The sequence below is a fragment of the Streptomyces sp. ISL-87 genome, from assembly GCF_018614095.1.
Taxonomy (GTDB): domain Bacteria; phylum Actinomycetota; class Actinomycetes; order Streptomycetales; family Streptomycetaceae; genus Streptomyces.
In genome coordinates this window covers 30863-48597 of record NZ_JAGGOY010000106.1, presented here as the reverse complement: position 1 = coordinate 48597, position 17735 = coordinate 30863, and the positions used below count along the sequence as shown (strand labels likewise).

16 protein-coding genes are annotated in these 17735 nt (G+C 71.3%); 9 read left to right on the top strand and 7 right to left on the bottom strand.

Going from position 1 to position 17735, the window contains the following annotated elements:
• Positions 1–57 precede the first annotated feature (57 nt).
• On the bottom strand, positions 58–579 hold the full coding sequence (locus J7I97_RS32030; protein WP_214942104.1) for a GtrA family protein: 522 nt from the start codon (positions 577–579) through the stop codon (positions 58–60).
• Between the two features lie 198 nt (positions 580–777).
• Between J7I97_RS32030 and J7I97_RS32025 the strand changes: the two genes are divergently transcribed.
• The 4 genes from J7I97_RS32025 to J7I97_RS32010 all read left to right on the top strand — a co-directional run bounded on the left by J7I97_RS32025 (position 778) and on the right by J7I97_RS32010 (position 4861).
• A complete protein-coding gene (locus J7I97_RS32025) occupies positions 778–1917 on the top strand; it encodes a 5-(carboxyamino)imidazole ribonucleotide synthase (protein ID WP_214942101.1) in 1140 nt (379 codons plus the stop codon).
• A complete protein-coding gene (purE, locus tag J7I97_RS32020) occupies positions 1914–2450 on the top strand; it encodes a 5-(carboxyamino)imidazole ribonucleotide mutase (RefSeq protein WP_214942098.1) in 537 nt (178 codons plus the stop codon). Before J7I97_RS32025 ends, purE begins: the two co-directional genes overlap by 4 nt.
• Positions 2447–3637 (top strand): dipeptidase, encoded by a 1191-nt coding sequence (locus J7I97_RS32015; protein ID WP_214942096.1) that lies wholly within the window; start codon positions 2447–2449, stop codon positions 3635–3637. The genes purE and J7I97_RS32015 overlap by 4 nt, the downstream gene beginning before the upstream one ends.
• A gap of 132 nt (positions 3638–3769) precedes the next feature.
• Positions 3770–4861, top strand: a complete 1092-nt coding sequence (locus tag J7I97_RS32010) for a membrane dipeptidase (protein ID WP_214942092.1) — start codon at positions 3770–3772, stop codon at positions 4859–4861.
• 167 nt (positions 4862–5028) lie between these two features.
• On the opposite strand, the gene J7I97_RS32005 is transcribed toward J7I97_RS32010, so the two are convergent.
• Together J7I97_RS32005 and J7I97_RS32000 are read right to left on the bottom strand one after the other, a co-directional pair.
• Positions 5029–6282 (bottom strand): glycosyltransferase family 87 protein, encoded by a 1254-nt coding sequence (locus J7I97_RS32005; RefSeq protein WP_214942088.1) that lies wholly within the window; start codon positions 6280–6282, stop codon positions 5029–5031.
• 78 nt (positions 6283–6360) lie between these two features.
• Positions 6361–6723, bottom strand: a complete 363-nt coding sequence (locus tag J7I97_RS32000; RefSeq protein WP_214942085.1) for a VOC family protein — start codon at positions 6721–6723, stop codon at positions 6361–6363.
• Positions 6724–6831: 108 nt separating this feature from the next.
• Here J7I97_RS32000 and J7I97_RS31995 point away from each other — a divergent pair, with 108 nt between their 5' ends.
• Complete coding sequence (locus tag J7I97_RS31995; RefSeq protein WP_214942082.1) at positions 6832–7329, top strand: CGNR zinc finger domain-containing protein; 498 nt, start codon at positions 6832–6834, stop codon at positions 7327–7329.
• Between the two features lie 191 nt (positions 7330–7520).
• On the opposite strand, the gene J7I97_RS31990 is transcribed toward J7I97_RS31995, so the two are convergent.
• Positions 7521–8861 carry a UDP-glucose/GDP-mannose dehydrogenase family protein gene (locus J7I97_RS31990; protein WP_214942079.1) on the bottom strand — a complete coding sequence of 447 codons (1341 nt, stop codon included), beginning with the start codon at positions 8859–8861 and terminating at the stop codon, positions 7521–7523.
• Positions 8862–9086: 225 nt separating this feature from the next.
• On the opposite strand from J7I97_RS31990, the gene J7I97_RS31985 reads away from it, so the two are divergent.
• Both J7I97_RS31985 and J7I97_RS31980 read left to right on the top strand, forming a co-directional pair.
• Complete coding sequence (locus J7I97_RS31985) at positions 9087–10259, top strand: acyl-CoA dehydrogenase family protein (RefSeq protein ID WP_214942077.1); 1173 nt, start codon at positions 9087–9089, stop codon at positions 10257–10259.
• Between the two features lie 143 nt (positions 10260–10402).
• A complete protein-coding gene (locus J7I97_RS31980; RefSeq protein WP_214942073.1) occupies positions 10403–11485 on the top strand; it encodes an NDP-sugar synthase in 1083 nt (360 codons plus the stop codon).
• Here the strand turns inward: J7I97_RS31980 and J7I97_RS31975 are convergent.
• On the bottom strand, positions 11453–12622 hold the full coding sequence (locus tag J7I97_RS31975) for an acyltransferase (RefSeq protein WP_214942070.1): 1170 nt from the start codon (positions 12620–12622) through the stop codon (positions 11453–11455). The two genes, J7I97_RS31980 and J7I97_RS31975, sit on opposite strands and share 33 nt — an antisense overlap.
• Positions 12623–12822: 200 nt before the next feature.
• On the bottom strand, positions 12823–14169 hold the full coding sequence (locus J7I97_RS31970; protein WP_214942067.1) for an LCP family protein: 1347 nt from the start codon (positions 14167–14169) through the stop codon (positions 12823–12825).
• 106 nt (positions 14170–14275) lie between these two features.
• Between J7I97_RS31970 and J7I97_RS31965 the strand changes: the two genes are divergently transcribed.
• Positions 14276–14812 carry an acyl-CoA thioesterase gene (locus J7I97_RS31965; protein WP_214942062.1) on the top strand — a complete coding sequence of 179 codons (537 nt, stop codon included), beginning with the start codon at positions 14276–14278 and terminating at the stop codon, positions 14810–14812.
• 131 nt (positions 14813–14943) lie between these two features.
• On the opposite strand, the gene J7I97_RS31960 is transcribed toward J7I97_RS31965, so the two are convergent.
• Positions 14944–16431 carry an LCP family protein gene (locus J7I97_RS31960; RefSeq protein ID WP_214942059.1) on the bottom strand — a complete coding sequence of 496 codons (1488 nt, stop codon included), beginning with the start codon at positions 16429–16431 and terminating at the stop codon, positions 14944–14946.
• Positions 16432–16656: 225 nt separating this feature from the next.
• Between J7I97_RS31960 and J7I97_RS31955 the strand changes: the two genes are divergently transcribed.
• Positions 16657–17694 carry a glycosyltransferase family 2 protein gene (locus J7I97_RS31955; protein ID WP_214942056.1) on the top strand — a complete coding sequence of 346 codons (1038 nt, stop codon included), beginning with the start codon at positions 16657–16659 and terminating at the stop codon, positions 17692–17694.
• The last annotated feature ends 41 nt before the right edge of the window (positions 17695–17735 follow it).

Sequence of the window (17735 nt, the reverse complement as noted above, 5' to 3'; positions counted from 1 at the left end):
TCCGGCCACGGCACTAGCGGGGCGATGCGCGGAGGCCCGTACGCCCGCTTCGTGCGCTTACTTGCCCGCGGGTTCGGGCGTACGGGACTGCGCGCCCTGGGTGTCCCGCTGCTCGACGACCAGCGGGGCCGGGGCCGGCGGGGGCAGGGCCTTGAAGACCCAGGTCCGGTAGGACCAGAAGCGGAAGACGGTGGCGACGCCGATCCCGAGGAACTTGAACACGTTGGTCGCCAGCGGGGTGTCCCAGCCGAAACCGTACGTGGCCGTGTACAGCACGCCGTTCTCGATGACGAGGCCGATCACGCTGAAGGCGACGAACAGGGCCAGCTCGCGGGTCCGGCCGGACTGGGCGCGGTCCCGGTAGGCGAAGTAGCGGAAACCGAGGTAGTTCGTGGCGATGGCGACCATGGTGGCTATGACGCTCGCGCGCACGACCTGGAGATCGGTCGTGCTGCGGATCAGGTTGAAGACACCCAGGTTGACCAGCACACCCAGGCCGCCGACCGCCCCGAACTTGGCGACCTCCCGGGCGAGACCGCGTACACGGTCGCGGGCGGATCCGTTCTTCGGCGTGGTCATGAGTCGGTCCAGTCCCTGTCCGTCGGCCGATGCTTCTCTTCCAGGCGTCACGCGTGTTCCCCGACCCGTCATGCTAAGTGTCCCCCCGGTGCCCCGTCTGTGCCTTCGGGCCGCGTGCGACACACGGCACACGGCCTACGCCGGGTCTGCGCCAGGGTCCCGTCCGGATGGCGGAATATCGGCGGATACCCTGGAGGAGTGACGTTCCCGGTAGTCGGCATGGTCGGCGGCGGACAGCTCGCCCGCATGACCCACGAGGCGGGTATCCCCCTCGGTATCAGATTCAAGCTCCTCAGTGACACCCCACAGGACTCGGCGGCCCAGGTCGTGAGCGATGTCGTCATCGGCGACTATCGCGATCTGGAGACGTTGCGCGCCTTCGCGCGCGGCTGCGACGTGATCACCTTCGATCACGAGCACGTACCCACCGAGCACCTGCGGGCCCTGGAAGCGGACGGCATCCCCGTCCGCCCGGGGCCCGACGCGTTGGTGCACGCCCAGGACAAGGGGGTGATGCGCGCCAAGCTCGACGAGATCGGCGTGCCCAGCCCCCGCCACCGGATCGTGCGCGATCCGGTGGACGTGGAGGCCTTCGCGGAGGAGGTGGGAGGCTTCCCCGTCATCCTCAAGACCGTCCGCGGCGGGTACGACGGCAAGGGCGTGTGGTTCGTGCGGACCGTGGAGGACGCCGAGGCCCCCTTCCGGGCCGGTGTCCCGGTCCTCGCGGAGGAGAAGGTCGATTTCGTCCGCGAGCTCGCGGCCAACATCGTCCGCTCCCCACACGGCCAGGCCGTGGCCTATCCCGTGGTGGAGTCCATCCAGGTCGACGGCGTGTGCGACACGGTGATCGCCCCCGCCCCGAACCTCTCGGAGGCCCTGGCGGGCGAGGCCCAGACCCTCGCCCTGCGGATCGCCAAGGAGCTCGGCGTGACCGGCCACCTGGCCGTGGAGCTGTTCGAGACCACCGACGGCCGGATCCTGGTCAACGAACTGGCGATGCGCCCGCACAACAGCGGCCACTGGACCCAGGACGGCGCGGTGACCTCCCAGTTCGCCAACCACGTCCGCGCGGTCCTGGACCTCCCGCTGGGCGACCCGCGCCCCCGGGCCCGCTGGACGGTCATGGCGAACGTGCTCGGCGGGGACTACCCCGACATGTACGCCGCGTACCTGCACTGCATGGCCCACGACCCGCAGCTGAAGATCCACATGTATGGCAAGGACGTGAAACACGGCCGCAAGGTCGGCCACGTCAACACCTACGGCGACGACCTGGACGATGTGCTGGAGCGCGCACGTCACGCAGCCGGCTACCTCAGAGGAACGATCACCGCATGAGCACCGCTACCGCAGGTCCCGTCATCGGCATCGTCATGGGCTCCGACTCGGACTGGCCCGTCATGGAGGCCGCCGCCCAGGCCCTGGACGAGTTCGAGATCCCCTACGAGGTCGACGTGGTCTCCGCGCACCGGATGCCGCGCGAGATGGTCGAGTACGGGGAGCGGGCCGCCGACCGCGGCCTGAAGGCGATCATCGCGGGCGCGGGCGGGGCGGCCCACCTGCCCGGCATGCTCGCCTCGGTCACCCCGCTGCCCGTCATCGGCGTCCCGGTGCCGCTGAAGTACCTCGACGGCATGGACTCGCTGCTGTCGATCGTCCAGATGCCGGCCGGGGTTCCCGTCGCCACCGTCTCGGTCGCCGGGGCGCGCAACGCGGGCCTGCTGGCCGTGCGGATGCTCGCGGCCCACGACAAGGAGCTGATGGCCCGGATGAAGGAGTTCCAGCAGGAGCTCAACGACCAGGCCACCGAGAAGGGCAAGCGGCTGCGGACCAAGGTCGCGGGCGCGGAGTCCTTCGGGTTCGGCAAGTGAGCGCCGCGCAGCGCCTGGACGAGGCGCGTGAGCTGCTGGCCGAGCACCCGGTCGTCGACGGCCACAACGACCTCCCCTGGGCGCTGCGCAAGCAGGTGCGCTACGACCTCGACCGGCGGGACATCGCCGGCGACCAGTCGCAGTACCTGCACACCGACATCCCCCGGCTGCGGGCCGGCGGGGTCGGCGCGCAGTTCTGGTCGGTGTACGTGAGCACTGAGCTCACCGGCGACGAGGCGGTCAGCGCCACCCTGGAGCAGATGGACGCGGTCGACCAGCTGATCGCCCGTTACCCCGGCGACCTGGTACGGGCGCTGACGGCGGACGACATGGAGGCGGCGCGGGCGGACGGCCGGATCGCCTCCCTGATGGGCGCCGAGGGCGGGCACTCCATCAACAACTCGCTCGCCACCCTGCGGGCCCTGCACCGCCTCGGCGTGCGGTACATGACGCTCACGCACAACAACACCATCGACTGGGCGGACTCGGCGACGGACCAGCCGCGGCACGGGGGCCTGACGGACTTCGGCCGCGAGGTCGTCCGCGAGATGAACCGCATAGGCATGCTGGTGGACCTCTCGCACGTGGCCGCGACGACGATGCGGGACGCCCTCGCGGTCTCGGCCGCGCCGGTGGTCTTCTCGCACTCCTCGGCGCTGGCGATCTGCGACCACCCGCGCAACATCCCGGACGACGTGCTGGCGCTGCTGCCGGCCAACGGCGGGGTGGCGATGGCCACGTTCGTGCCGAAGTTCATCCTCCCGGCGGCCGTCGAGTGGACCCTGGCCGCGGACGAGAACCTGCGCGCGCACGGCCTGCACCACCTCGACACCACCCCCGAGGCGATGGCCCTGCACCGGGCCTTCGAGGCGCGGCGCCCACGTCCGGTGGCGACGGCCGCGACGGTCGCCGACCACCTGGACCACATGCGCGAGGTGGCCGGCGTCGACCACATCGGCATCGGCGGGGACTACGACGGCACGGCCTTCACGCCGGCCGGGCTGGACGACGTATCCGGGTACCCGAACCTGATCGCGGAGCTCCTGACGCGCGGCTGGTCGCGGGCCGACCTGGCCAAGCTGACCTGGTCGAACGCGGTACGGGCGCTGCGCGACGCGGAAGCCGTGGCGCGTGAGTGCTCGGCGTCCCGGGGACCGTCCAACGCGGTGCTGAACACGGCCGTCTGACGGGCAGCCCGGCGGGTGGGGGCGGTGTGACCCGCGGGTTTCACCCGAATGCCACATTCGCCGGGCGGCCCGGTCGTCCCGCATGGCACGGTGGCATCTCTCCCTGCTGCCGCCGAGACCGGAGCGAATGCCATGGCCGACCTGCAGGATGACCCTCACACGGCGCCCGCCGCGGTGGGCCCCGGCTCCCTCGGAGCCGAAGACGTCCCCGCCACCCCCGCGGTGGCGGCCGGAGCCCTCGAACGGGCTGCCGCACTGCTGTCCGTGCATCCCGTCGCCGACGGGTGCAACACCTTGGTCTGGACCCTGCGCCAGAGCCCGTATCACGACATAGACACCCCGGACGGCGGGGTCGACACCGACATCCCGCGGCTGCGCGCCGGGGGAGTGGGTGCCCAGTTCTGGTCGCTGCTCGTGCCGTCGGGGCGGGCGCGCGAGTCCGCGGACGCCGACCAGGTGGTGTCCGACACCCTGGAACAGATCGACGTGGCGCTGACCCTGATGCGCCGCTACCCCGACAGCCTGCGCCTCGCGCTGAGCGCCGAAGACCTGGCGGACGCCCGCAACCGCGGCCGGATCGCCTCGTTCCTCGGCCCCGTACCCGGCCGTACGCTGACCGACTCGCTGGGCCCGCTGCGCGCGTTCCACGCGCTGGGCGTACGGATCCTCGCGCCTGCGGGAGCGCCCTGGGCCCAGGACGGCCTGACGGCCTTCGGCCACGAGGTGGTCCGCGAGACGAACCGGCTGGCGATGCTGCTGGACCTCACCGGCTGCTCGCCGGTGGCGGCCTGCCAGATCGCGGGCGCCTCCAAGGCCCCGGTGATCATCTCGAACACCGCGGCGGCCGCGCTCAACCCGCATCCGGGGAACGTGACCGACGAGGTGCTGCTCGCGCTGCGCGAGGCGGGCGGGCTGGCGATGGTCACCTTCGACACCGCGCGGACCGGGGATTCCCTGCACGCGGTGGCGGACCACGTGGACCATGTACGGGCCGTCGCGGGCCCGCACTGCGTCGGGCTCGGCGCCGCCTTCGGCGCCGAGCCGGGCATCCCCCGGCCCGCGGGCCTCACCGATCCCTCGGGCTACCCGAGGCTGGTCGCGGAACTACTGGACAGGGGCTGGCCGGAGGCCGACGTGGCCCTGCTGACCTGGGACAACGCCCAAAGGGTGATACGGGATGCGGAGTTCACGGCCCGCGCCGCACAGCACCGCCGGACGCCCTAGGGGGTGTCCGGCGGATCAGGGTCGCCCGGCCATGATCCGCCGGACACCCCCTAGGAGGCTCTTGAAGATCTTACTCCGACCGGCCGATTCACCCCATATTGCCGGTAAATGCCAATCGGGTTGAACCGGTGCAAGCCGGGCGCGTTTTCAAGATCTTCATCAGACTCCTAGGCGGCGGGCGGGACGGTCGCCTTCCACAGCCGGACGCCGGACCACACGGTGGCGTAGAGCAGGATGCCGTTGCGGGCACACAGCAGGAACGTGCCGAGCGCCGTGTTCGCCAGGATGTCCGTGCCGTACATGACCGGGAAGATCAGATTGGTGAGCCCGGTCGCGATGACCACCAGCCACGCGATCGGGCGCTGTGTGGTGTGCTTCGAGGTCAGGCAGACGGCCGCGAGGCCGAGCAGCCAGATGAGGTACTGAGGGCTGAGGACGCGGCTGGTGACCGTGAACACCATGATCGCGCAGAGGGCGGCATCCAGCGGGGTCGCACTCGTCCAGCGCCTGGCCTTGACGCGCCACAGCAGCAGAAGCAGGAAGCCGGCCACGGTCAGCGCGAGCGAGAACCGCGCGATGGCGGCGACGTACGGGCCGGTGTACTCGAAGGCGCCGTACTGGAAGGTGATCTCGCCCGGCCAGACCTCGATCAGCCGCAGGAACATCAGCGCGGAGCCGCCGAGCGACTCGATCTGGATCCCCCGGTCCCCCTGGTTGCCCAGGAAGCCGAGGGTGTCCCGGAAGAGCAGCGCGAAGACGGCCAGAAGCGCGGCGCACGACAGGGCGGCCGCGATGACGGCGTCCTTGGTGGACTTGCCGCGCGGGGTGCCGAGCAGGGCCAGCAGCGGCCACACCTTGACCATCGCGCCGATACCCGCGACGACACCGCCGAGCTTCGGGCGGAAGCGCAGGCACAGCAGTGAGCCCACGGCGAGCAGGGTGACCTGTACGTCGTAGCGCGCGAAGGGGGTCGCCATCAGCAGCGGCAGCCCGCCGAGCCACAGCAGCGCACCCGCCATGCTGCCGTCGGAGCGGCGGGCGGCGCGGCAGAGGCCGACGAGGATCAGGCCGTCGCAGAGGACGGTGAGGGCGACGAAGGCCTGGAAGTAGGTGAGGAAGGGCAGCAGGTCGGGCGAGAGGAAGATCGCGGCGGCCGCGGGCGGGTACTGCCACATGATGTCGTTGTGCGGCATCGTGCCGGTGACCAGCACGTTGTACCAGTTGTGGTAGGTCGCCGTGACCTCGACGCGGACGACGTTGGAGCTGTTGAAGCTCCACACCAGCATGAGGACCATCACGGCCCGGGTGGCCGCCCAGGCACCCGCGATGCCGAGGAGCGCGCCACGGCCCCGAAGCTCCCGCCGGGCCGGCGCGGACGTGGACTCCGTGGACGGGTTCCGGAGGTCGCTTCTGGTGTTCATCGCCGGGGAGTCTACCGATTGGTCACTCCCTCGCCCCGACCGTGTCCAATCAGTTATCGCACCGGTTCCGGGGCCTGTTCAGCAGGCGCAGAGGCATACGGGGTGACCTGCCGGATCGGCGTACACGCGCCAGGAACGGCTCTTGTCGTCGGCGTCGAGCGGCTTCGCGCCGAGGGCCAGAATCCGCTCCTCCGCGGCATCGAGGTCCTCGACGGTCAGGTCCAGGTGGAACTGCTGGGAGCCGTCGGGGGAGGGCCAGTTCGGCGGGACGTGGCCCGGGGCCAGCTGGAACGCGAGCGGCGTCCCCTCGTACCCGGCGAGGTCCACCCAGGACTCGTGCCGGCGAGCGGGTGTCCCGCCGAGCAGTTCGCCGTAGAAGGCGGCGAGGGCGAGCGGGTCGGGACAGTCGAGGACGACGGTGCCGAGCTTGGCGATGGCCATGGCGCACTCCTTGCATCGGGTTACCGGCACAGGCGTGTAACCGGTAACGGACAACAGCCCCACCCTACGCGTTACCTCTTCACGAATCCAAGAGGTAACGTCGTGTCCATGAGTGGACGAGCACCGGCTCCGGGAGGTCTCGCGCTGGTGGAGGCCCTCGTCAACACGCTGAGCGTGGACACCGGCGAGGACCGGCTGGCGGGCGAGTTCGGCCTGTCCGGCCCGGTGCTGGCGGAGGCGGTGGAGCTACGGGAGGCCCTGCGCGGCGCGCTGCTGGCCCACGCGGGCCACCCCCAGCCGCCCGGCTCCCTGGCCACCCTGAACCGCCTGCTGTCCGGGGCCCCGCTGGCGGTCACGCTCACCCCGGACGGCGTCGCGTCCCTGACCCCCACGGGCCCGCCCACCCTGACGACCCGCATGGCGCAGGCCGTCGCCGAATCCCTGGCGGCGGGCACCTGGCCCCGCCTGAAGGCGTGCGCGGCGGAGGACTGCCAGTGGGCGTACTACGACCGCAGCCCGGCAGGCCGGGGCCGCTGGTGCACGATGTCCGTCTGCGGCAGCCGCGCCAAAATGCGCACCTACCGAGCCCGCACCGCCGAGGCCTGAACCGGCACCTGCGCCTCAAACGCCGGCGAGGCTGAGGTTGCCCCTGTGCGGAGCGACACTTCAGCCTCGCCGGCGTTTGAGGCGCGGGGGGCGGGGGCGGAGCCCCCGCAAGCCCGCCACGCAAGGCCCACCCAAGCAGCCCAAACAGCTCAAGCAGCCCAAGCCGCCCAAGCCGCCCAAGCCCCGCAGGTTCACGCGCGGGGGCGGCCCATCGCGCGGTAGGTCCAGCCGGCGGTGCGCCACAGCGACGGGTCGAGCGCGTTGCGGCCGTCCAGGATGAGGCGGTCGGTGACGACCTCGCCCAGGGCGACCGGGTCGAGATCGCGGAACTCGCGCCACTCGGTGAGGTGGAGGACGACCTCCGCGCCGCGGGCCGCCGCGAGGGCGGAGTCCGCGTACCCCAGCGTCGGGAAGACGCGGCGGGCGTTGTCCATGCCCTTGGGGTCGTAGACGGTGACCTGTCCGCCCTGGAGGTGGATCTGCCCGGCCACGTTCAGGGCGGGGGAGTCGCGGACGTCGTCCGAGTCCGGCTTGAAGGTGGCGCCGAGGACCGCGACCCGCTTGCCGAGGAAGGAGCCGCCCACGGCCTCGCGGGCCAGCTCCACCATGTGGCCGCGGCGCCGCATGTTGATGGAGTCGACCTCCCGGAGGAAGGTCAGGGCCTGGTCGGCCCCGAGCTCGCCCGCACGCGCCATGAACGCCCGGATGTCCTTCGGCAGGCAGCCGCCGCCGAAGCCGATCCCGGCCCGCAGGAACTTCGCCCCGATGCGCTCGTCGTAGCCGATGGCCTCCGCCAGCTTGACCACGTCACCGCCGGCGGCCTCGCACACCTCCGCCATCGCGTTGATGAACGAGATCTTGGTGGCCAGGAAGGAATTGGCGGCGGTCTTGACCAGCTCCGCCGTCGGGAAGTCGGTCACCACCAGCGGGGTGCCCTCCGCCATCGGGGTCTCGTACACCTCCCGCAGCAGCTTCTCGCCCCGGTCGCCCTGCACGCCGATCACGACGCGGTCCGGGTGCAGGGTGTCCTGCACGGCGAAGCCCTCCCGCAGGAACTCCGGGTTCCAGGCCAGCTCGACCTCGTCGCCCGCCGGGGCCAGCGCCGCCAGCTTCGCCGCGAGCCGCTCCGCCGAGCCCACCGGCACCGTGGACTTGCCCACCACCAGCGCCGGCCGCGTCAGGTGCGGGGCCAGCGACTCCATCGCCGCGTCGACGTACGACATGTCGCACGCGTACTCACCATGCTTCTGCGGGGTGTTCACGCAGACGAAGTGGACGTCGCCGAAGGCGCCGACCTCCTCCCACGATGTGGTGAAGCGCAGCCGCCCGGTCGACCCCGGCAGCCCGGCCACATGCGCGGCCAGCAGCTCCTCCAGCCCGGGCTCGTACATGGGGACGCGGCCCGCCGCGAGCATCTCGATCTTCTCCGGCACCACATCCAGCCCGAGCACCTCGAACCCCAGCTCCGCCATCGCCGCGGCGTGCGTCGCGCCGAGGTAGCCGGTGCCGATCACGGTGATCTTGAGGGCCATGCGTGCTCCAGAGGTGGCGGGGCGTTTGCGGCCACCGAGCATAGTCGGCCGTTCGAGGGGGGACGCTCCCGGGGAATCATCGCCTCCGCGACGGCGGCGGCGACCAGCTGTCACGCAGCTCACGTACGCGTTACATATCGCTGCCGGGACCCCGGCCACTAAGCTTGGGTTACTTAACGGTAGTTAGCATCACGCAGCACGCATCACCCTGGGGAGTGAGAAATCTTGGCGGGTTCTGCCGACTTCGACCTGTACCGCCCGGCCGAGGAGCACGACATGCTCCGCGAGTCCGTCCGCTCGCTCGCCGAGGCGAAGATCCTGCCGTTCGCCGCCGCGGTCGACGAGGAATCCCGCTTCCCGCAGGAGGCCCTCGACGCGCTGGTCGCCAACGACCTGCACGCCGTGCACGTTCCCGAGACCTACGGCGGCGCGGGCGCCGACGCCCTCGCCACCGTGATCGTGATCGAGGAGGTGGCCCGCGTCTGCGCCTCCTCCTCCCTGATCCCGGCCGTGAACAAGCTCGGCTCGCTCCCGGTGATCCTCTCGGGCTCCGAGGAGCTCAAGGCCAAGTACCTCGGCCCGCTGGCCAAGGGCGACGCGATGTTCTCGTACGCCCTCTCCGAGCCCGACGCGGGCTCCGACGCCGCCGGCATGAAGACCCGCGCCGTGCGCGACGGGGACTTCTGGGTGCTCAACGGCGTCAAGCGCTGGATCACCAACGCGGGCGTCTCCGAGTACTACACGGTCATGGCCGTCACCGACCCGGAGAAGCGCTCCAAGGGCATCTCCGCCTTCGTCGTCGAGAAGTCGGACGAAGGCGTCTCCTTCGGTGCGCCCGAGAAGAAGCTCGGCATCAAGGGCTCCCCGACCCGCGAGGTCTACCTCGACAACGTGCGGATCCCCGCCGACCGCATGATCGGCGCCGAGGGCACCGGCTTCGCCACCGCCATGAAGACCCTGGACCACACCCGCATCACCATCGCGGCCCAGGCCCTCGGCATCGCGCAGGGCGCCCTGGACTACGCCAAGGGCTACGTCCAGGAGCGCAAGCAGTTCGGCAAGCCGATCGGCGACTTCCAGGGCGTGCAGTTCATGCTCGCGGACATGGCCATGAAGATCGAGGCCGCCCGCCAGCTGACGTACGCGGCCGCCGCCAAGTCGGAGCGCGTCTCCGCCGGAGGCGACAAGGAAGACCTCACCTTCTTCGGCGCCGCGGCCAAGTGCTTCGCGTCCGACGTCGCCATGGAGGTCACCACGGACGCCGTCCAGCTGCTCGGCGGCTACGGCTACACCCGTGACTACCCGGTGGAGCGCATGATGCGCGACGCCAAGATCACGCAGATTTATGAAGGCACGAACCAGGTGCAGCGGATCGTCATGGCGCGCAACCTGCCGTAGCCCTTTGGCCTGAACTGCTCTGACGATCCCTCAGTACGGCCCGAGGCCGGAAGCGGCTCCAGGAAGTCGCCTCCGGCCTCTGCCGTGCTCACGATGGGCTAAGTTTGGGGCTCCTTACGACCGATCCGCTTGGGGGGAAACCTATGACGGAAGCGATCCTGCTGGTCGGCGGACAGGGAACGCGCCTGCGCCCCGTGACGGTCAACACCCCCAAGCCGATGGTTCCGGCGGCCGGTGTTCCGTTCCTCGCCCACCAGATAGCCAGGGCCGCTGCCGCCGGTGTCACGCACATCGTGATGGCCACGTGCTACCTCGCCGAGGTCTTCGAGCCCTACTTCGGGGACGGAACCGCCTTCGGCATCACCCTTGAGTACGTCGTCGAGGACGAGCCCCTGGGCACCGGCGGCGCCATCCGCAACGCCGCCCAGCGGCTGACCGGCGGCCCGGACGACCCCGTCCTGGTCTTCAACGGGGACATCCTCACCGGCCTGGACATCGCCGGCCTGGTCGAGTCCCACCGGGTGGCCGACGCCGACGTCTCCCTGCACCTGGTGCGGGTCGAGGACCCGCGCGCCTTCGGCCTGGTCCCCACCGACCCCGACGGGCGGGTGCTGGCCTTCACCGAGAAGCCGCAGACGCCCGAGGAGATCATCACCGACCAGATCAACGCCGGCTGCTACGTCTTCCGCCGCAGCGTGATCGACTCCATTCCGGCCGAGCGCCCCGTCTCCGTCGAACGCGAGACCTTCCCCGGCCTGCTGGCCTCGGGCGCCCTGCTGCACGGCGTCACCGAGGACACGTACTGGCTGGACCTCGGCAAGCCCGAGTCCTTCGTCCAGGCCTCCGCCGATCTCGTACGCGGCGTCGTGTCCTCCCCGGCCGTACCGGGCCCCCGCGGCGAGGCCCTGGTCCTTCCGGGGGCCAACGTGGCCGACGGGGCGAAGCTCTCCGGCGGCACCGTGGTCGGCGCCGGCGCCCGTATCGAGGCGGGAGCGGTCGTAGAGGGCTCCATCGTGCTGGACGGCGCGATCATCGGCGCGGACACCCGGGTGCGCTCCAGCCTGGTCGGCGCCCGTGCCTCGGTGGGCTCGCGCACGGTGCTGGACGGCGCGGTCATCGGCGACGGCGCCATCGTGGGGGCCGACAACGAACTCCGCGCCGGGGTGCGGGTCTGGTGCGAGACCGAGCTGCCGTCAGGCTCGGTCCGCTTCTCCTCGGACCGCTGACCGTTCCCCTCCGCCACGCCGCGCGGGCCGCTTCTCCAGCACGCGGCGCAGCCGTGCGCAGGCCGGCCGTTCCACGAACCGCTGGATCAGCCAGCTGGCCACCAGCATCACGGCCGTCGCCGAGAGCAGCAGCGTCCAGGGCTCGACGTCGTGGCTCCACCGGGCGAGCAGGGTGATGCCGATCTGCTGGTGGAGCAGGTAGAGCGGATACGACATCGCCCCGGCGACCGGCAGCCAGCGCCAGTCGATCCGGTCCAGCCACCCCAGGGCAACGGCGGCCATCGCCGCGTAGCACAGGGTCACGACGGCGAGGCACATCTCCCAGGACAGCCGGTCGCCGTCCACGGTGTTCCAGTGCACGATGTCGTTGAGCCAGCGCTGCATCAGCATCCAGCAGAACGCCAGCAGGACCCACGGCTCCCCCACCCGGGGGCCCTCGCGGCGGATGAGGTAGAAGCAGATGCCGGAGATGAACAGCGGTGAGTAGACCGGGTTCGCGAGGTTCTCCAGCAGTGGCAGCCCCGAAGTGGGCGCCAGCAGCGAGGCGACCGTCCAGATCCAGCAGAAGTTGAGGACCTTGCGGTACGTCAGGCCCGTCCAGGCGACGACGGCGAAGATCAGGTAGAACCGCACCTCGGACCAGAGCGTCCAGTACGAGGCGTCCAGCGAGGTGCTCTTGAGCGGGGTCTGGAGCATCGTCAGGTTGGTGACGACCTGGCTCAGCCCCGGCCCGGCGCCGCCGAACGGCTTCCCGGCGGCCAGCAGGACGGCCATCGTCAGCAGGACGCAGAACCAGTACGCGGGCGCCAGCCGGACCACCCGGCCGCGCAGGTACGCCCCGAGCGGCCGGCCCCAGGCGGACATGCAGATGACAAAGCCGCTGATCATGAAGAACAGCTCGACGCCGATCCAGCTGTAGCGCCCGGCCACGGTCAGCCAGCCGAACGCCTCGCGCCCCCAGAGCTGCTCGCGCGTGTAGTGGTGGAGCAGCACCGCCACGGCCGCGGCGATCCGCAGCCCGTCCAGGACGCGCAACCGCGGCAGCACGCCCCCGGGAACCGCCACCGGCTGCTGCGCCGCCCGCTCACCCTCCCGCCGTGGGGCGTTGACGACACGCGGGAACGGGTGCAAGGACATGAACGCTCCATGGGCAGGTCGGACGCCTGCCCGGATGCCCGGACGCACCCGCGGGGCGGCCAACCCCGGGCTCCCCACCAGGCGCTTGCAGCGCAACAGTCTTACGACAGCCCCGCCCGCTGTCCACCGGCCTCCGTGGGGAGTGGGCCAACTCACCCCGAAGGTCTATGCCTTCGGCCCACTCCTGGGCCGGCTGTCCGTCAGCGGTTGGAGGTGACCGTGACCTTCTCGTCGTTCTGGATCTGCTTCACCAGCTGCTGGACCTTCGCCTTGTCCCAGATCAGGTTGCCGCCGCGCTCGCCCGAGATCGGCATGTTCATCGACACGCCCTCGCCGCCGCTGATGCCCTTCATCGCGAAGAACATGTCGCCCAGGTCCCACAGGGACATGTCCTTGTCCACGATCAGCGTGTCCAGGCCCGCGCCCAGTACCGGGTACAGCTTGAACGGGTTGAGGATCGTGCTCGGCGTGGCCGCCTGACTGGCCAGCGTGGACAGGAACTTCTGCTGGTTCTTCGTCCGCTGGAGGTCCGATTCGGCGAAGGCGTACCGGGTGCGTACGAAGGCCAGCGCCTGCTCGCCGTTGAGGGTCTGCTCGCCGGCCTTGAAGTCGGCGCCCGACTTCTCGTCCTTGAAGCCCTTCTCGATGTTCATGTCGACGCCGCCGAGCGCGTCCACGATGCCCGCGAAACCCGCGAAGCCGATCTCCGCGTAGTGGTCGATGCGCAGGCCGGTGTTGAACTCCACCGTGCGCACCAGCAGCTCCGGGCCGTCCTCCGCGTACGCGGCGTTCAGCTTCGTCCGCTTGCCCTTGCCCGGGAACTTCTTCCCGGACTCGGAGCCGACGAAGGAGGGGATCTCCACGTCCGAGTCGCGGGGCAGCGACACCATCGTGTTCCCGCTGGAGCAGGCCGCCAGGATCATCATCGAGTCGGTCCGCTTGCCCTCGGCCGAGCCCGTGTGGAGCTTCTTCTTCTCCTCGGCGGACATGCCCTCGCGGCTGTCGGAGCCGACGATGAGGTACGTCGTGCAGTCGCCTTCCTTGGGGCGCTCGATGACCTTGGACAGGTCGACCTCGCGGCGCACCTTGGAGTCGGCCCAGAAGTAGGTGCCGACGGTGGTGACCAGCAGCGCGGAGACCAGCACGATGGAGCCGATCTTGATCCGCCTGCGCCAGTCCGGGGCCGGGCCGGGCGCCCGCGCCGGGCGGCCCGGGCCGCCGGGACCACCGGGGCCGCCGGGGCCTCCCGGTCCGGCCGGCGGAGCGCCTGCGGGGGACCCGTAGACCTGGCCGGTGTTGTATCCGCTGTCGTAGCCGCCGTACCCGTCCGGGCTCTGCGCCTGCTGCGGCGGTACGCCGGGACGCCGGGCGGGCGGCGCCGCCGGTCCCGCCGGGTGGCTCGGGGGCTGCGGAGGCCGCTGCCGCTGGACGTGCCGCATCCGCTGCGCGCCCTCCGGCTGTGCCTGGGCGCTGCCGCGTCCGTACCCGTCATCGCGGCGGCCGCGGTCGTCTCGGTCGCCGGTCCACCCTTCTGGCCAGTCATTCATGCGCCCAAGGATGCCTGGCCGGGCGTGTCGTCCGACAGCCCGGGGGGAGGTTCGTACCGGTGCTGTTGCAGAGCTGATGCATCGCGGACGCCTCTAAGGTGGCTGTATGACAGAGATACCGGGCGATCTTCCCGGCAAGCCGACATCGGCTGCCCGGACCACCCTCAGCCACATCATGACCGCGAACGACACCAACCTCCTCGGCACGGTGCACGGCGGCGTGATCATGAAACTGGTGGACGACGCGGCCGGTGCCGTGGCCGGCCGCCACTCGGGCGGTCCGGCGGTCACCGCGTCCATGGACGAGATGGCCTTCCTCGCCCCGGTCCGGGTCGGGGACCTGGTCCACGTGCGCGCGCAGTGCAACTGGACCGGCCGCTCCTCGATGGAGATCGGCGTACGCGTGCTCGCGGAGCGGTGGAACGAGTCCACCCCGCCCACCCAGGTCGGCAGCGCCTACCTCGTCTTCACGGCGGTCGACGCCGAGGGCAAGCCGCGCACCGTCCCGCCCGTCCTCCCCGAGACCGAGCAGGACAAGCGCCGCTACCAGGAGGCGCAGATCCGCCGCACCCACCGCCTCGCCCGGCGCCAGGCGATCAAGGAGCTGCGCGAGCGCCGCTCGGCCGAGGGGCTCGACGACTGAGACTGCCGGGGCGGCCGAGGCGGCCGGGGCGGCCGGGGCGGCCGGGGCGGCCGGGGCGGCCGGGGGCGGCCGGGGGCGACAGGGGGCGGCCGGGGCGGCCCGGCGGCCGAGGCGACCGACGGCGGCCCGCGCTATTTGCCGCAGACCACCTGATCGCCCGTGACCACACCGAATTCGCCCTGGTACGGGTCCTCGGCCCGTACCGGGACCACCTTCCTGTAGTCCGCGCCCGCGATCACCAGCACCGTCCGCCCCTGGCCCGCCACCGCCCGCGGCTCACTGCCCGGCAGCGCGGTCGACACCGTCCGCGCGGAGCGGTCCCACCGCGGGTCGTACGCGACCACCGTGCGCTTGACCTCGCGGCTGGCGCCGTTCCCCGGGGCCCGGGTGGTGTCGAAGCCGGTGTCGCGCAGCGCCGCGTCCACCCGGCCGCCCAGCCCGTCGATCCGGGTCCCGTTCTCCACCTGGACCCGGATCTGCTGCGGGGCCACGTCCACGGGCACCGCCGCGGGACGGGCGGCGGCCCGCCCCGGCCGGGCGGGCGCCAGCGGCCGGTCGTCCCGGAGCGATTCGAAGAGCTTCGCGGCCTTCGGCTCGTCCCACTTCACCGTCGAGCCGGTGCCCTTGACCTTGTACGAGGGGTTGCCGACGGGGACCGAGGCGAACTCGGAGGACGAGGGGCTGAAGTCCCGCATGGCCTGGCCCAGCGCCAGCATCTGCTCCGAGCCGAAGCCCCGGTCGGCCCGCACCGAGCCCAGCAGCGTGGAGCTGACCTGTTTGAACTTCACCGGGTTCAGCAGCACCCCGCTGCCGGTCGCCTGTTCGATCAGGGCGGCCATGAACCGCTGCTGGCGCTGCATCCTGCCGAGGTCCGCGGCCCCGTCCACATGGCGCGAGCGCACGTACTGCAGGGCCTGGCCGCCGGTGAGCCGGTGCGTGCCCGGCAGCAGCTCCAAGCCGGTGTGGGTGTCGCGCATGGTCTTGGCGGTGCAGATGTCCACGCCGCCCACCGCGTCCACGGTCTTCATGAAGCTGGTGAAGTCGACCTCCAGGTAGTGGTCGATCTTCACCCGGGTCATGCTCTCGACCGTGCGCACGGTCAGCCCGGGCCCGCCCTCCGCGTACGCCGCGTTGAGTTTCACCGGGTGCGCCTTGTGCGCCTTCCCCGTCACCAGGTCCCGGTGCGCGGGCACCTCGGCGTAGCTGTCCCGGGGCAGGCTGACCACGCTGGCCCGCTCCTTGTCCGCCGAGATGTGCACCAGCATGATCGTGTCGGTGCAGTGGCAGGGCGCCCCGCCCAGCCGGTACTCGCGCTTCTCGTCCGGGCTGATCTTCTCCCGCCCGTCGGTGCCTACGAGCAGGAAGTTCACCCCGTGCCCGGCCGGCGGGCGGTTCTTCATGTCCTTGAACGGGTCTACCCGCTCGATCCCGGTGTCCAGCCCGGTCATCACGGCGTGCCCGATGGCTCCCGAGCCCAGCACGACCACCGACACCCCGGCCGCGATCCGAACCCCCCACCGGGGCTTGTCGACCCGGCGCCGGGCCGGACCGCCGCTCCGCCGCGCACGCTGCGGCTGAGGTGGCCTGGCGGGACGGGTGGGACGGTGCGGCTGGGGCACGGCGGACACCTCCGCGGGATCAGCAGGGGCAAAGCCAGCGATGAACGGCTACGAGCAACGACAACAACGACAACAACGACAAGCAGAGGCAAACAGAGTCGTTAGATCGGATTGTCAGAACAGTAGGCCCATACGATCAGCCTCTGTCCGTACCGCTCGTCCGGCGCGCACCCATTTCCCCCGTACGCGGTAACGTGACACCGGTACCCGACCTCGAAGGACGACATGCCCGCCCAGCAGCCCGCAGTCTCGGTGATCATGCCGGTGCTCAATGAGGAGCGCCACCTGCGCGACTCCGTCCGGCACATCCTCGGACAGGAGTACGCAGGCGAGATGGAGGTGGTGATCGCGCTCGGGCCGTCCACGGACCGCACCGACGAGATCGCCGCCGAGCTCGTACGCGAAGACCCCCGCGTCCACACCGTCCCGAACCCCACCGGACGCACCCCGGCCGCCCTCAACGCGGCCATCAAGGCCTCGCGCCACCCGATCGTGGTACGCGTCGACGGCCACGGCATGCTTTCGCCGAACTACATCGCCACCGCTGTCCGCCTCCTGGAGGAGACCGGCGCGCAGAACGTCGGCGGCATCATGCACGCCGAGGGCGAGAACGCCTGGGAGGACGCCGTCGCCGCTGCGATGACGTCGAAGATCGGCGTCGGCAACGCCGCCTTCCACACCGGCGGCCAGGCCGGCCCGGCCGAGACCGTGTACCTGGGCGTCTTCCGCCGCGAGGCGCTGGAACAGCAGGGCGGCTACAACGAGGAGTTCATCCGCGCCCAGGACTGGGAGCTGAACTTCCGCATCCGCGAGGCCGGCGGGCTCATCTGGTTCTCGCCCGAGCTGAAGGTCCAGTACCGCCCGCGGCCCTCCGTCCGGGCGCTGGCCAAGCAGTACAAGGACTACGGCCGCTGGCGGCACGTGGTGGCCCGCTACCACTCGGGCTCCATCAACCTGCGCTACCTGGCCCCGCCGGCCGCCGTCTGCGCGATCGCGGCCGGTGTGGTGGCCGGCGCGGCGCTCACTCCGTGGGCCTTCGTCGTCCCGGCGGGCTACCTCGCGGCGATCACTGCCGGGTCCGTCCCGGCCGGCAAGGGCCTCTCGCTCAAGGCCCGGGCGCAGATCCCGGTGGCCCTCGCCACCATGCACATGTGCTGGGGCTTCGGCTTCCTGACCAGCCCGCGCGCGCTGGCCGACAAGGTCATCGCGAGCCGCCGCCCGTCGGTGCGCGCCGACGCGGCGCCGGCCGGCCAGGGCCGGTAGGGGCGCGTTCCCGTACGACGAAGGGGCCCGGCGGATCGGAA